We start from the raw sequence: 13,734 nt of genomic DNA, 5'->3' as shown, positions 1-13,734 counted from the left end.
GGCCGATGGCCGGGGCTTGCGCACCAGTCAGACGGTCACTTGTCGAAGGCGGCGTTGTTGCAGCCCATCGTCGAGCCGAGGTGCGTGCTCTGGCTGCCTTCGGAGCCCTCGCCGTTGAGGGCGCCGCCCAGCAGGCCGTTGAGCAGGCCGACCGTGCCGAGGATGTCGATGTTCAGGTCGTGGGACTTGCACGAGGTGCTCTGCTGGACCTTGAAGTCGTTGCCGCCGCGGTGGCCGTCGGCGTGGGCGGTGCCGGCGCCCATGAGCGCCACGCTGCTGAGGGCGGCGACCAGGACGGCGGCTTTGCGAAGCTTCTGCATGTCATCTCCGGTGGAGTGAGGTGGATGCAATGCGTGAAGGGGCGGCCCTTTCCTGCAGGAGCGACCCTTACGATTAAGGGAGATTAAGTAGAAATGCCCCAAATCATCCTGCGGCGCGCCGAGTTTCGCGATCTTGCACCGGCTTGGCCACCCGGAACGCGAACTGGCCGCAGTACGTGAGCTTGCGCAGGTTCACCAGCGCCGTCCTGCGGCGGCGGCCGCCGTGTGCCGCCCACTCGTCGATCTCCGTGTTGAGCGGGGACTGTTCGTCCCAGTACCGGCTGTACTCCGGTGGCCGGCCGAGATAGCTGCGCATGATCAGCGCCACCCCGTCGAGCGAGGGCCGGATCTCCTCCAGCGCGAGCCCCGCCTCCTCGACCAGGACCCGGAAGCCGTACGGGGTGTAGTTCCACAGGCTGAAGGAGTGGTACGGCTCGAACTGGGACGTCGACCCGATGAACAGGCCGCCGGGCTCCAGTACTCGGCCGATCTCGGCGAGCAGCTCGCGCGGGCGGGCGACGTGTTCGAAGACCTGGTGGGAGTAGATGAGGGGGAGCGAGTCCGAGCCGAGCGGGAGGCGGACGCCGTCGTAGTGCACCACCGGGTCACCGCCCGGGGTGCGCTGTGCGGCCTCCGGTGAGTCCCGGATGTCGACGCCGACCCACCGCACCGCCGGGGCGTGCTTGCGGAAGAGCCGGGCGGACGTGCCGCGGCCGCATCCCAGGTCGACGACCAGCCCGGGTGCGCCGGGGGCGCCCATCACCTCGTCGACGTAGTACCGCGAGGTGACCTGACGGGCGTGGTCGTCGGGGATGCAGTCGCGCATCAGCTCCCAGAGGGTCGCCATGCTGTCGACGCTACGGACACTCCCTGTCCGGTGCTATTCACAGTGCGCTATCGGTGCGTTACCGGTCCGTCACCGGTGCGCTGTCAGCGCACTGTGCTGTGCGCGGCGATGCCCGACAGGTCGTGCGCCGTCACGCTGTTGCGGTCCGCGACCGAGCGGCCCAGGGCGTGGTGCGGCCACAGGCCCGCGGCGACGCGGCGGCTGCGCTCGTTCCACTGGCGGGCCGCCGGGGCGTCGGCCTTGTAGTGGTTGAGGGCGTAACCGCCGGAGTGGATGCGCAGGAGGGTGAAGCCGCCCGGGTAGTCCTTGGCGGCGGCGACCTCCTGCTGGGTGACGTGCGGGGCCCGCGTCAGCACGGTGCGCTTGTTGCGGTGGGTGTGGCCCGCGTGGTGCAGGAAGACGCCGGGGGCCTGCGCGTAGGCGTCGACGATCGCGCGGGCCTGGCGGCGCTCCAGGCACTGGCCGCGGGTCACCGGGAACACCGAGTCCCGCACGGTCAGCGGATGGTGGCCGAACACCAGCGTCGGCTGGTCCGGCTGCTTCCTCAACCGCTCCTGGAACCAGGCCAGTTGGTCGGGTCCGAGGCCGCCCGCGTCGGCGCCGTTGCCGGTCTTGGCGTAGGTGTCGAGGCCGATGATCCGCAGCCCGCCGAGGTCGTGGGCGAAGAACCCGGAGCCGTCGCCGCCGCCCGGGAAGGCGGTCTGGAAGGTGGCCTGGAAGGCGTTGGCGTTGGCGTTGTCGTCGTTCCGCGAGCGGTCGTGGTTGCCGCGTACGACGAAGTAGTCCTGGCCGTGGGCGCCGAAACCGTCCAGGATCCGGCGGGCCTCGCCGAGGTCCTGCGCCGCCCCGCCGGCCGAGATGTCGCCCCCGGCCAGCAGCACGTCCGCCCCGCGCCGCCGGGCCTCCTCGACCAGGGCCCGGCTCATCAGCTCCGGATACGGCGCGCGCCCCGGCTGCTGCACCACGCCGCGCAGCAGGGGCAGGCCGCCGACCAGGCCGGCGGTGGTCTCGCCGAGGTGCAGGTCGTTGCAGAGCGCGACCGACAGCAGGTGGCGGCCGGGTGGGGGCTGCGGGGTGGTGAAGGAGTACGGGCCGCCGCTGTGGCCGAACCCGAACGTCGAGGTGCCCACCGCGTTGCCGCGCACCAGGTGCAGCGGGGTGGGGGTGGCGGCGACGCCGCGTGAGCGGGCCTGGTAGTAGTACGTCTGCCCCGGCTCCAGGTCCGTGAGCTCGACCTGGTGGTAGGCGGTCGGGCGGCCCTCGGAGGCGGTGCGGTTGAGCCGGGAGGGGTGGGTGCCGTAGACGACCTCGCCCTCGGTGATCGCGGGGAGGGGGTGGCCGAGGCCGTCGTTGGTGCCGGGGATGCCGGTGTACCAGGTGATCACCGCGCGGTCCTCGGTGAGAGTGACCAGTTCCAGGTTGACGGCGCTCAGGTCGTCGGGGTGGGAGCGCGCCCGCTGGACGGCGGCGGAGGCCGACCGGAGCAGGGCGGGGGCGAGGCGCGCGCCGGAGCGCAGCACCTCGCAGGGGCCGGGGAAGGCCGACAGGGCCGCGAGTGCGGGGAGGTGGGCGGAGAAACAGCAGCGCATGTCCTCGATATGGCCCTGAGCGGTGAACGGGGGAGGTGGCGGTGGCGGCGGGGCCAGGTCCGGCGCGAGACATCTCCATGGAACGGAACGCGACATCTCCATGGAAGCAGGACGAAGGCGGTCACCGAAGGGAGTGTGCCGAGTCTCACTGATCCCGAGTTGGGGGCTTTGCTCCGGGACTACGATCGAGCGGGCCGGGGGAGGGCTACCGAGGGGGCGGGGCAGTGACTGCGCTGAGTGAGGGTTCGCAGGGGCCGGGCGTCGCGGGCGCGGATGCCGACGGGGCGGACGTCGAAGGCCCGGACGTCGGGGGCCGCGAGCCGGCGCTGGGCGCGGACCGGATCAAGCACCTCGAGTTCATCCAGGCGACGATCACGCGACTGGGCACCAACTCGTTCCTCGTCAAGGGCTGGGCGCTGACCCTGGCCGCGGGCCTGTTCGCGCTGTCCGCCAGCCGGTTGAGCTGGCAGCTCGCGGGCGTCGGCCTGGTGCCGCTGCTCTGCTTCTGGTACCTGGACTGCTTCTTCCTGCGCCAGGAACGGGCCTTCAGGCGGCTCTACGACGACGCGCGGCGCCCCGGCAGCACGGTCGAGATGCTCTCCATGGACGTGGCGCCGTATCTGGCCCGGATGCCCTGGCCGGAGGTCTGGCAGACGCCGACGCTGCTGCTGTTCTACGCGCCGCTGCTGCTGACCGACCTGGCGCTGCTGGTGTTCGCCCTGTGAGGTGACGTGAGGTGACGTGAGGCGTCGGCCGAAGTCAGGGCGCTGGCCGTCGGACGATGGCCGCGCAGAGGCGGGCGGCGAGCGCGTCCGTGGCCGCGTCGTCCTCGTAGCGGAAGCCCGCGCCCTTCGGTGGCCAGATGGTTCCCATCGTGTCGCCGGGGCCGCGTGGCACGAGGTGCACATGGGTGTGGAACACGGTCTGTGTGGCCACCGCGCCGGCGGAGTTGACGACGTTCATGCCGTCGGGCCGCAGAACCGAGCGCAGCGCCCTGCCCACCACCATCACGGTGTGGAACAGGCGCTGGGCCGCCGTCTCGTCCATCGCCCACAGGTCCGCCGCGTGCGCCTTCGGCACGACCAGGGTGTGCCCCCGTGTGGCGGGCGCCAGCGGGAAGAAGGCGAGGGTGTGCTCGTCCTCGTGCACCACCCGCGCCTCGCCGGCACCGGCGACGATCTCGCAGAAGACACAGTCCTGTTCACGCACGCCCATCGGCCGGCCATCCTGTCGCTCCGAGGTATCCGCAAAGTGTTCCGAGCCGCATTCCGAGTCGCTTTCCGCCCCGTGCTCCGAACCAACCCGGAGCTTATTCCGACTCCGACTGGTCGCCGGTGCCCTCTCGGGCGCACCCTGGAAGCAGGTCTTCCGGAGGTGATCGTCATGATGCACACCACAGTGGGATGGCATGTCGAGCTGGAGTTCCAGGAGGACGACCAGGAAACCCGCTCGGTCGCCCTGGTGCGCCTGCCCGACGGCTCCGAAGTACGGGCCCACGGACACGCCACACGGCACCACACCGACTCCAATCAGCCACGAGTCGGCGAGGAGATCGCCGGGGCCCGCGCCCTGAACGAACTGGCGATGCAACTCCTCACCAAGGCACACAGCGAGATCGACCAGGCATCGGGCCGCACGTCCCACCCGATCCACGTCTGACCACCGCCGGTGCGCCACCCGCCCCGGCGGCTACGCCAGAACCCCCCGTACCGCCCGCACCAACGCCTGCGCCCTCGGATCCGCCGTGACCGTCTTGCGGAAGCCGTTCGTCACGTAGCCGAACGCGATGCCCGAGTCCGGGTCGGCGAAGCCGAGGGCGCCGCCGCGGCCGGGGTGGCCGAAGGAGGTGGGGCCCAGGAGGGGGGAGGCGGTGCCGTGGAGCATGTAGCCGAGGGCGAAGCGGGTGTTCACGATCAGGACACGGTCCGGGCCGGAGGACTCCTCGGTGCGGGCCAGTTCCAGGGTGCGCGGGTCGAAGAGGCGGATGCCGTCGATCTTGCCGATCAGGCCGGCGTAGACGCGGGCCAGACCGTCGGCCGTGGCGATGCCGTTCGTCGCGGGGAGGGCGGCGGCGCGGTAGGCGGGGTCGTTCTGGTCGGGGAACGGGGTGATGGCGGCGAAGGCACGGCGGGTGAGGGAGTCCGGGTCGTCGTAGGCCTCGGTGACCGAGCGCTTGGGGCGGGAGCGCAGCCCGCCCGCCGGTTCGGGTCCGTCCACGCGGCCGGCACGGCCCACCCGGGCCGCCTCCGCCTCCGGCAGGCCCAGCCACAGGTCCGCGCCCAGCGGGCCGGTGACCTCCGTCGCGAGCCACTCGCCGGCCCACCGCCCCGTCACGCGCCGGACCAGTTCGTCGAGGATCCAGCCGTACGTCAGCGCGTGATAGCCGTGATCGGTGCCCGGCTCCCACGCGGGCGCCTGCGCGGCCACCGCCTCGGGGCCCCGGCGCGGGTCCAGCGCCTGCGCGGGCGTGAGCGGGCGGTCGAGGACCGGGAGCCCGGCGCGGTGGTTCAGCACATGCCGGACCAGCAGCCGCTCCTTGCCGTGCGCCTTGAACTCCGGCCAGTACGCGGCCACCGGCGCGTCCAGGTCCAACACACCGCGCTGGTGCAGGAGGAGGGGTACGGCGGCGGCGACGCCCTTCGTCGCCGACCGCACGACCTGCGCGGTGCCGTGTTCCCAGGGCTCCGTGCCGTCGACGTCCTTCGTGCCGGCCCACAGGTCGACCACCTTGCGGCCGTCCCGGTACACGGCGATCGCCGCGCCCCGCTCGCCCAGCGTCTCGAAGTTCCGGACGAACGCCGCCCTGACCGGCTCGAAGCCCTCGGCCACCTTGCCGTTCACGTCCACGTCCGTCTCCTCGTCCTGCCTTGTGCGGGTGCCCTTCTACCCAAGCAGGATCGTGACGTCGATGTTCCCCCGGGTCGCGTTGGAGTACGGGCAGACCTCGTGCGCGGCGTCCACCAGCTTGGCCGCGATGCCCGGGTCCAGCACCGGCAGCGAGACGCTGAGGGCGACCGCGAGGCCGTAGCCGCGGTGCCTGTTGGGGCCGATGCCGACCTTCGCGGCGACCGTGGATCCGGTGAGGTCGTAGCCCTCGCGGTTGCCGACGAGGATCAGCGCGTTGTGGAAGCAGGAGCTGTACCCGGCGGCGAAGAGCTGCTCGGGGTTGGTGCCGTTGCCGTCCCCGCCCAGTTCCGGAGGCATCGCGACCTTGAGGTCGATCTGGCCGTCCTGGCTGCTGACGAACCCGTCCCGGCCGCCGTGCGCGGTGGCCTCGGCGACGAACATGATCTTCGTCGGACGGGTGTCGACGGCGGTGTCCTCGGCGGTCATGAGTGGCCTCCCCCAGAAGCTGTGTCCATGTGCGGCTCCGCCGCGTGGGCGCACAATTACATCGTGCACAAGGTACCGGCCGGTAGGTGGGCGCTCATCGCCAGGGGTAGCAACCGGGGGTAACCCGAGTTCAGCGGCCGGTACGGTCCGCCGCGGCCGCCGCCTTCCCCGCCAGCAGCCACAACTCCTCGCGCAACCGGGCCACCTCCGGCTCACCGAGCCCCGTCGCCGCGAGCAGCGTGCCCGGCACGCACTGCGCCCGCTCCCGCAGCCGTTCGCCCTCCCCGGTGACCGCGACGAGCACCGACCGCTCGTCCCGCGCCGAGCGCTCACGGCGTACCAGCCCCGCCGCCTCCAGCCGCTTCAGCAGCGGGGAGACCGTGCCGTAGTCGAGCCGCAGGGCGGCCGCCAGCTCCTTCACCGTCGTCTCGCCGCGCTCCCAGAGGACCAGCAGCACCAGGTACTGCGGGTAGGTGAGGCCGAGCTCGTCGAGAAGCGGACGGTACGCGGCCGTCACCGCGCGCTGGGCGGCGTACAGCGCGAAGCACAGCTGCTCGTCGAGCAGCAGCGAGCCCTTGCTCGCCTTCCCGCCGTCGGCCGGTTCCTCGCTCGCCTTCCCGCCGTCCGCCGGTTCCTCGTTCGTCACGCGCCCTCCCCCACCACGGAGCGCGGGTCGAAGCCGAACGGCAGCTCCAGGCGGTGGGCGCGCATCAGCTCCTCGTCGGAGAGGAGTTCGCCGGTCTTCCCGTCCGCCGCGATCACGCCCTCGCTGAGGACGAGGGAGCGCGGGCACAGCTCCAGGGCGTACGGCAGGTCGTGCGTGACCATCAGGACCGTGACGTCCAACGAGCGCAGGATGTCGGCCAGTTCGCGGCGGGAGGCGGGGTCGAGGTTGGAGGAGGGCTCGTCCAGGACGAGGATCTCCGGTTCCATCGCGAGGACGGTCGCCACCGCCACCCGGCGCCGCTGGCCGAAGGAGAGGTGGTGCGGGGGACGGTCCTTGAACTCGGCCATGCCGACCTGGACCAGGGCCCGGTCGACGCGCTCCTCCAGCTCCGGGCCCTTCAGCCCCGCCGCCGCCGGCCCGAAGGCCACGTCCTCGCGGACCGTCGGCATGAACAACTGGTCGTCCGGGTCCTGGAACACGATCCCGACCCGGCGCCGGATCTCGGCCATGTGCTGCCGGCCGACGGGCAGCCCGGCGACCTTCACCGTGCCCGTGCCGCCGGTCAGGATGCCGTTGAGGTGCAGCACGAGGGTCGTCTTGCCGGCGCCGTTCGGCCCGAGCAGCGCGACCCGCTCGCCGCGCGCGACGGAGAAGTCCACGCCGAACAGGGCCTGGTGGCCGTCGGGGTAGGCGAAGGCGAGGCCGGCCACTTCCAGCGAGGGCGAAGGCGTCACATCAGTCACAGCGTCAGTCACAGCGACCATCCCAGCAGACAGACGACGAGGGCGGCGAAGGGGAGCGCGAGGGCGTACGACCACTGTGCCCGGGACGCGGTCACCTCGTCGATCACCGGCATCGAACCAGCGTACCCGCGGCTGACCATGGCCAGATGCACACGCTCGCCGCGCTCGTAGGACCGGATGAACAGCGCGCCCGCCGACTTCCCGAGCACACCCCAGTGCCGCAGGCCCCTCGCATCGAAGCCGCGCGACTCGCGGGCGATGCGCATGCGCCGCATCTCGTCCGTGATGACATCGCCGTACCGGATCATGAAGGACGCGATCTGCACGAGAAGGGGCGGGAGTTTCAGCCGCTGCAGGCCCAGGAGCAGGGCTCGCAGCTCGGTCGTCGAGGCCAGCAGGACGGAGGCGGCGACGCCCAGGGTGCCCTTCGCCAGTACGTTCCAGGCGCCCCACAGCCCGCTGAGGCTCAGCGACATGCCCAGCACCTCGACCCGCTCGCCCTCCGCCACGAACGGCATCAGCACGGCGAACGCGACGAACGGCACCTCGATCAGCAGCCGCTTGAGCAGAAAGCCGGCGGGCACGCGCGCGACGCAGGCGACCACCGCCAGCAGTACGGCGTACAGACCGAACGCCCACATCGCCTCCCGCGGTGTCGACACGACCACGATCACGAAGGCGAAGACCGCCGCGAGCTTGGTGTGCGGGGGCAGGGCGTGTACGGGCGAGTGCCCGTGCCGGTAGAGCTTGTGCGCGTGCCCTGTGCCCATCTCAGACGCTCGTGCTCGCGGGCGACGCGTCGGACGCGTCCGCCCCCTCGGCCGTGCGGCGCCTCCGCACCGCCCAGAAGACGCCGGTGCCGGCGACCACGGTCACGCCGACGCCGATGACACCCGCCAGCCCCCCGGACAGGCGGGCGTTCTCGACGTCCTTGACGCCGTAGTCGGCGAGCGGCGAGTCGGCGGCCGCGTGCTCCTCGACCTTCTCGTCGATGCCCTTGTCGGCGGCGACCTTCTCCAGGCCGTCGGGGTCGGCGGAGGCGTAGAAGCTGACGAACCCGGCGAGGACCAGGGAGGTGACCAGGCCGACGGCCCAGATCCTGCGCGGGGAACGAGCGGCGACCGGGACCGCGGGCTCGGCGGCGGGGGCGTCGACCAGCTCGCCGTTCACCCGCAGCCGCAGGCGTTGGCGCAGATCGCGGGCGCCGTACACGAGGTCGGGGCGTACGGCGATGACGGCGCCGACGGTCAGCGCGGTGATCGCGGCCTCGCCGACGCCGATCAGGATGTGCACGCCGACCATGGCGGTGGCGACCTTGCCGATGGAGACGTCGGTGGTGCCGCCGACGGCGTACAGCGCCGTGAAGACGAGGGCCGAGGCCGGGACCGAGACGAGCGCGGCGACGAAGGAGGCGGCCGTCACGGAGCGGCGCGTGCGCGGCAGGATCTTGACCAGTCCGCGGAAGAGGCCGTACGCCACGAGCACCGTGACGATGCCCATGCACGTGATGTTCACGCCGAGCGCGGTCAGGCCGCCGTCCGCGAAGAGGATGCCCTGCATGAGCAGGACGACGGAGATGACGAGCACGCCGGTGCAGGGGCCGACGAGTATCGCGGCCAGGGCGCCGCCGAGGAGATGTCCGCTGGTCCCGGCCGCCACCGGGAAGTTCAGCATCTGCACCGCGAAGATGAACGCGGCCACCAGGCCGGCCAGCGGCGCGGTGCGCTCGTCGAGCTCACGGCGGGCGCCGCGCAGGCTCACGGCGACGGCGGCAGCGGCGACCACGCCGGTCGCGACCGAGGTGGGGGCGTCTATGAATCCGTCAGGTACGTGCACCGTTCGATGATAGTGGCTTAATGCGAACCACTTGCAAGAGCGAGGAGCTTGTGTATCGCACATGGGATATACGCCTGCCCCAAGGGGCGCATTCGTGAAGATATGCGACATTGGAGGGGGAGCGAAGGCACAGCCTTCGCACAGGTAACGCAGGGTAAGGGGCTGTCCGATGTCTGTAGTCGAGCAGTACGCGCGGGCCCATATCGTCACGGACGCGGACATCCTGGCGGAAGAACAGGACGCGGTGCCGGTCGTCCTGAAGTACGACCCGGAGAGCGATCCGCGCTCGGTGCGCGTGCGGCTGCCCGGCCGTGAGGCCCATGAGTGGACGTTCTCGCGCTCCCTGCTGGAGCAGGGGCTGCGTGCGCCGGCCGAGAGCGGCGAGATACGTGTGTGGCCGTGCGGGCGGGTGCAGGCCGTGGTGGAGTTCCACTCGGCTCAGGGTGTTTCCGTGGTGCAGTTCGAGTCGAAGGCGTTGATGCGGTTCCTGCGGCGGACGTATCTGGCCACCGCCGCACCCGCCCGGCAACCCGAGTCCCAGCTGCGGGGCTGAGGCCCGGGTGCGGTGCTGAGGCTCAGCCGCCCGCCTTCAGCAGCGCCGCCACGATCGGCCCCGCCGTCTCGCCGCCGTGGCCGCCCGACTGCACGACGCCCGCCGCCGCGAGGTCGCCCCGGTAGGCGGTGAACCAGCCGTTGGGCTTCTTCTGGCCGTCGACCTCCGCCGAGCCGGTCTTCGCGCCGACGTCACCGGTGACCCCGGACATCGCCTCGGCCGCCGTTCCGTACGCCGCCGTGTAGGCCATCAGCTCGCGCAGCTGCGAGAGCGTGGACGCCGACATGGTGCGGGAGGCGGTGGCGAGGGTGCGGTTGTCGACCGTCGGGGCCACCAGGTAGGGCTGCTTGAAGGTGCCCGTCCTGACCGTCGCCGAGACCGACGCCATGTTCAGCGGGTTCATCCGCACCCCGCCCTGGCCGATGAGCGAGGCCGCCATCTGCGCCTGGGACTGGATCGGGACGGCGCCGTCGAAGGTCGGGACGCCGACCGACCAGTTGTTCATCGACAGCCCGAAGACCTGCTGGGCCTGCTTGGTCAGGCTGTCGTTGTCCAGCTCGGGGGCCTGGCTGATGAAGGCCGTGTTGCAGGAGCGGGCGAAGCTCGCCTTGAAGGTGCCGCCCTTGATCTCGAACTTGTCGTCGTTCTGGAACTTCCAGTGGCCGTATGTGAAGTACTTCGGGCAGGGGTGCTGCTCGTTCGCCGACGCGAGGCCCTTCTCGATCAGCAGGGACGAGGTGATGACCTTCATCGTGGAGCCGGGGGCGAGGGAGCCCTGGAAGGCGGTGTTGAAGCCCTTCGAGGAGTTCGCGACCGCCAGGATCTCGCCGGTCGACGGGCGCAGGACGACCACCGAGGCCTTCGGCTTCGCGGCCACCTGCTTCTCCGCGGCGGCCTGCAGCGCCGGGCTCAGCGTCGTCTTCACCGTGCCCGGCGTGCCCTTGCTCAGCTCCAGCAGGGTCTTGTCGGACAGTTCGGCCTTCTTGGACTCCTTGCCCCGGATCACCTGGAGCTCGACGCCCGCCTTGCCGCCGGCCTTCTCGCCGTACTTCTCGCGCAGCCCGTCGAGGACCGAGCCCAGCGACGGGTACTCCTTCTCCGTCAGCTCCCCGCCGTCCCGGTCGAGCGCCTTGACCGGCGGGGTGCCGGACTCGCCGGTGACGAGGGTGTCGCCGTCCTCGAGGTCGGGGTGGACGACCGCCGCGTGCCACTCGACCCGCGGCTCGCCGTCCTCGGCGCGACGGACGACGGTCAGCGAGGTGTCGTACGTCAGCGGCTTGGTGGTGCCCTTGTACGACACCGTGGCCTTCACGGAGACGGGCACCTTGGCGCCGGTGCGGGTGCCCTCGGTGAGGGTGACGTCCGTGATGTGGGCGTCCTTGGCGTAGCCGGTCAGCAGCGCCTTCGCGGCCGCCGTGTCGTCCGTGGCGGCGGCCGCCTCGGTCACCTTGCCCTGTTGCCAGGCGGTGAGGAAGGCCTCGGCCGCGGTGGTGACCTCCTTGGCCGACAGCGGGCCGGTCTTGACCTTCTTCGCGTTCTGGTCGCCGGCGGAGGACGCCGTCTGCGTACCGCTGTCGGCCGCCGCTCCGCCGCCGTACAGGGCGTAGACGCCGAACCCGGCGCAGCCGACGACCACGGCGATCATCCCGCCGAGCACCGCGGGGTTGGTCTTCCGTCGCTCGGCGACGCGCCTTCTGTTACCCACTGCCTTCAGTTCCCTCGCGTATTCCAGGGGCCCCCGCCGCCCCGCCGACCTCACGCATACCAACGACGCCGACCACACTAGAGTCCCGTGCCGCGGCGGATAAGTTCAGCCGGACGCTCGTAGCACGGCTGCGACAATCGGCCCCGCCGCGTCGCCGCCGTGGCCGCCCTGCTGGGACATGGCCGCGGCCGCCACATCATCACGGAAACCCGTGAACCAGCTGTCCGACGTCGCCTTTCCGTCGACCTCGGCGGAACCGGTCTTGGCGCCGATGTCGCCGGGGATTCCCGACATGGCCTGCACTGCGGTGCCCGGCGCCCGGGTCGCCGTCATCCGCATCATCTCCTTCAGCTGGGCGGCGGTGCTCGCCCGCAGCCCCTCGGCGGTGGCCAGTTGCCGTCCGTCGAGTTCGGGCGAGACGAGATACGGCTGGCGGAACTCGCCGGTGATCGCGGTGGCCGTCACCGACGCCATGTTCAGCGGGTTCATCTGGACCTGGCCCTGGCCGATGGCGCCCGCCGCGCGGTCCGGGCCGGTGGCGGCGGGGACGCTGCCGTCGAAGGACGTGATGCCGGTCTTCCAGTCGCCCCGGCCGAGCCCGAACCGCTCCTCGGCCTCCGCCGTCAGCGAGGCGTCCGTGAGCGGGTCCTCGTCGACGAGCTTGATGAAGGCGGTGTTGCAGGAGCGCATGAACCCGTTGGCGAGCGTGGCGTTCGCGCTCTCGTCGGGCTCCAGGCCCGTGAGGTTCTTGAAGGTCTGGCTCTGCCACGTGGCCGTGGGCGGGCAGGGGGCCGGGCCGTTCATCGAGGTCACGCCGTTGTCGATGAGCATCGCCGCGGTGATGATCTTCATGGTGGAGCCCGGGGCGACCTTGCCCTCGAAGGCCGCGTTCCAGGCGTCGTCGCGGTGGTTCGCCACCGCCAGCACCTCACCGGTGCTCGGCTTGAGGGCCACCACCGAGGACTGGTCGTGCTGCTTCACGGCCTTCTCGGCGGCCGCCTGCACGCTCGCGCTGAGCGTCGTCTCCAGCTTGCCGGCCCTGCCCTTGGCGAGGGTCAGCAGCGAGGTGTCCGGCGACTCGTCGGCGTGCCGGATCGACAGTTCGATGCCGGGCTCGCCGCCGGCCTTGTCGCCGTACTTCTCGCGCAGGGTGTCCAGCACCAGGCCGAGGGAGGGGTACTTCTCCTTCGTCAGCACGGTGCCGTCGCGGTCGACGGCCTCGATGGGCGGGCTCGCCGCCTCGCCGGTGACGAGGGTGTCGTCCCGCTTCAACTCCGGGTGGATCACGGTGGGTTGCCAGTCGACGAGGGCCTTGCCGGTGGTGAGACCGCGGACGACGGTGAGTTCGGTCCTGTAGTCGAGCGCCTTGGACTTCCCGCCGTAGGACACCTTCGCCTTCACACTGAACGGCACGGTGGCGCCGCTCGCCCTACCCGGCGTGATCTTCACGCCGGTGATGTGGGCTTCCTTGCCGTAGGACGTCAGCACCCGCTCGGCGGCCGCGTCGTTGTTCGTGTACGCAGCGGCCTGTGCCGCCCGCCCCTTCTCCCAGGCCGCGAAGAACTTCGCCGTGGTCTCCTCGACCTCCTCCGCACTGGGCGGCCCGGACCGCGCCGGCGCCGGCCCCGCGGCACCCGTCGCCCCGCCCCCGTTCAACGCGGACATGATGTTGTACGCGCCGTACCCGGCACCGCCCACCATCACCGCGAACACGCCGCCTATTACGGCGACTTTGACCCCCTTGGACATGGTCCCCTCCCCGTTAGTCACCCGAACTGTAAGTGGTGTGAGGGAAACCTGTGGGAAGAGTTTTCTTTTGTTGGCCGTTTTGCGGTGGACATGGCTGAGCGCTGTGGTCGACCGGCCGGCCGACCACAGCGCTCTCGGTGGGAGGCGATCCTCAGAGGATGCCGAAGGGAGCGACGCCGAGGAGGGCGGCCGCGGGAGCGGCGGCCAGGGGGAGGACGCCCGGTGGGTAGGTGGCTGAGTACGGGTACACCAGGTTGATGCTCCGGGGCTGTGAGTCGGGGGTGTCCGCGTTGGCGAGGGTGGAGGCCGACATGACCGCCGCAGCAGCGAGGGCGATGACCGCAATTGTCCGTTTAGTCACGTTCATACCTCAGTGAACGATCATCGACTCC

Annotated in this window: 16 protein-coding genes; 3 read left to right on the top strand and 13 right to left on the bottom strand. The window is 71.2% G+C overall.

Translation table 11 applies throughout. The features are described from left to right. Positions 1–35: 35 nt before the first annotated feature. From EJ357_RS19110 to EJ357_RS19100, 3 genes are all read right to left on the bottom strand, one after another. On the bottom strand, positions 36–320 hold the full coding sequence (locus EJ357_RS19110; RefSeq protein ID WP_126392832.1) for a hypothetical protein: 285 nt from the start codon (positions 318–320) through the stop codon (positions 36–38). 103 nt (positions 321–423) lie between these two features. Further along, positions 424–1,167, bottom strand: a complete 744-nt coding sequence (locus EJ357_RS19105; protein WP_126392831.1) for a class I SAM-dependent DNA methyltransferase — start codon at positions 1,165–1,167, stop codon at positions 424–426. Positions 1,168–1,250: 83 nt separating this feature from the next. Then, entirely contained in the window at positions 1,251–2,756 is a 1,506-nt protein-coding gene (locus tag EJ357_RS19100) for a purple acid phosphatase family protein (protein ID WP_126392830.1), read from the bottom strand. 224 nt (positions 2,757–2,980) lie between these two features. Between EJ357_RS19100 and EJ357_RS19095 the strand changes: the two genes are divergently transcribed. After that, positions 2,981–3,481, top strand: coding sequence for a hypothetical protein (locus tag EJ357_RS19095; protein WP_228473094.1), 501 nt, complete (start codon positions 2,981–2,983; stop codon positions 3,479–3,481). Positions 3,482–3,515: 34 nt separating this feature from the next. On the opposite strand, the gene EJ357_RS19090 is transcribed toward EJ357_RS19095, so the two are convergent. Continuing rightward, entirely contained in the window at positions 3,516–3,971 is a 456-nt protein-coding gene (locus tag EJ357_RS19090; protein ID WP_126392829.1) for an HIT family protein, read from the bottom strand. A 168-nt stretch (positions 3,972–4,139) separates the two neighbouring features. On the opposite strand from EJ357_RS19090, the gene EJ357_RS19085 reads away from it, so the two are divergent. Continuing rightward, a complete protein-coding gene (locus EJ357_RS19085; protein WP_126392828.1) occupies positions 4,140–4,415 on the top strand; it encodes a DUF1876 domain-containing protein in 276 nt (91 codons plus the stop codon). 30 nt (positions 4,416–4,445) lie between these two features. Here the strand turns inward: EJ357_RS19085 and EJ357_RS19080 are convergent, their stop codons facing one another. The 6 genes from EJ357_RS19080 to EJ357_RS19055 all read right to left on the bottom strand — a co-directional run bounded on the left by EJ357_RS19080 (position 4,446) and on the right by EJ357_RS19055 (position 9,335). Next, entirely contained in the window at positions 4,446–5,603 is a 1,158-nt protein-coding gene (locus tag EJ357_RS19080) for a serine hydrolase domain-containing protein (protein ID WP_126392827.1), read from the bottom strand. Positions 5,604–5,639: 36 nt separating this feature from the next. Further along, positions 5,640–6,089 (bottom strand): organic hydroperoxide resistance protein, encoded by a 450-nt coding sequence (locus tag EJ357_RS19075; protein ID WP_126392826.1) that lies wholly within the window; start codon positions 6,087–6,089, stop codon positions 5,640–5,642. 130 nt (positions 6,090–6,219) lie between these two features. Then, on the bottom strand, positions 6,220–6,735 hold the full coding sequence (locus EJ357_RS19070; protein ID WP_126392825.1) for a MarR family winged helix-turn-helix transcriptional regulator: 516 nt from the start codon (positions 6,733–6,735) through the stop codon (positions 6,220–6,222). Next, entirely contained in the window at positions 6,732–7,520 is a 789-nt protein-coding gene (locus EJ357_RS19065; RefSeq protein ID WP_175647439.1) for an energy-coupling factor ABC transporter ATP-binding protein, read from the bottom strand. Before EJ357_RS19065 ends, EJ357_RS19070 begins: the two co-directional genes overlap by 4 nt. Then, positions 7,508–8,269 (bottom strand): cobalt ECF transporter T component CbiQ, encoded by a 762-nt coding sequence (gene cbiQ / locus EJ357_RS19060; protein WP_126392824.1) that lies wholly within the window; start codon positions 8,267–8,269, stop codon positions 7,508–7,510. The genes EJ357_RS19065 and cbiQ overlap by 13 nt, the downstream gene beginning before the upstream one ends. A gap of 1 nt (position 8,270) precedes the next feature. Next, complete coding sequence (locus EJ357_RS19055; protein ID WP_126392823.1) at positions 8,271–9,335, bottom strand: energy-coupling factor ABC transporter permease; 1,065 nt, start codon at positions 9,333–9,335, stop codon at positions 8,271–8,273. Between the two features lie 169 nt (positions 9,336–9,504). Here EJ357_RS19055 and EJ357_RS19050 point away from each other — a divergent pair, with 169 nt between their 5' ends. Next, on the top strand, positions 9,505–9,888 hold the full coding sequence (locus tag EJ357_RS19050) for an SsgA family sporulation/cell division regulator (protein WP_126392822.1): 384 nt from the start codon (positions 9,505–9,507) through the stop codon (positions 9,886–9,888). Between the two features lie 22 nt (positions 9,889–9,910). Here the strand turns inward: EJ357_RS19050 and EJ357_RS19045 are convergent, their stop codons facing one another. The 3 genes from EJ357_RS19045 to EJ357_RS19035 form a co-directional block, all read right to left on the bottom strand. Further along, on the bottom strand, positions 9,911–11,593 hold the full coding sequence (locus tag EJ357_RS19045) for a penicillin-binding transpeptidase domain-containing protein (protein WP_126392821.1): 1,683 nt from the start codon (positions 11,591–11,593) through the stop codon (positions 9,911–9,913). Positions 11,594–11,698: 105 nt separating this feature from the next. Continuing rightward, complete coding sequence (locus tag EJ357_RS19040) at positions 11,699–13,342, bottom strand: penicillin-binding transpeptidase domain-containing protein (RefSeq protein ID WP_126392820.1); 1,644 nt, start codon at positions 13,340–13,342, stop codon at positions 11,699–11,701. A gap of 151 nt (positions 13,343–13,493) precedes the next feature. Beyond that, positions 13,494–13,703, bottom strand: coding sequence for a hypothetical protein (locus EJ357_RS19035; RefSeq protein ID WP_126392819.1), 210 nt, complete (start codon positions 13,701–13,703; stop codon positions 13,494–13,496). Positions 13,704–13,734: the final 31 nt, after the last annotated feature.

This window comes from Streptomyces cyaneochromogenes, from assembly GCF_003963535.1.
In the GTDB taxonomy this organism is placed as follows: domain Bacteria; phylum Actinomycetota; class Actinomycetes; order Streptomycetales; family Streptomycetaceae; genus Streptomyces; species Streptomyces shaanxiensis.
Note: the sequence above shows the minus strand (reverse complement) of the source record. Positions and strands in the feature narration are given on the sequence as shown.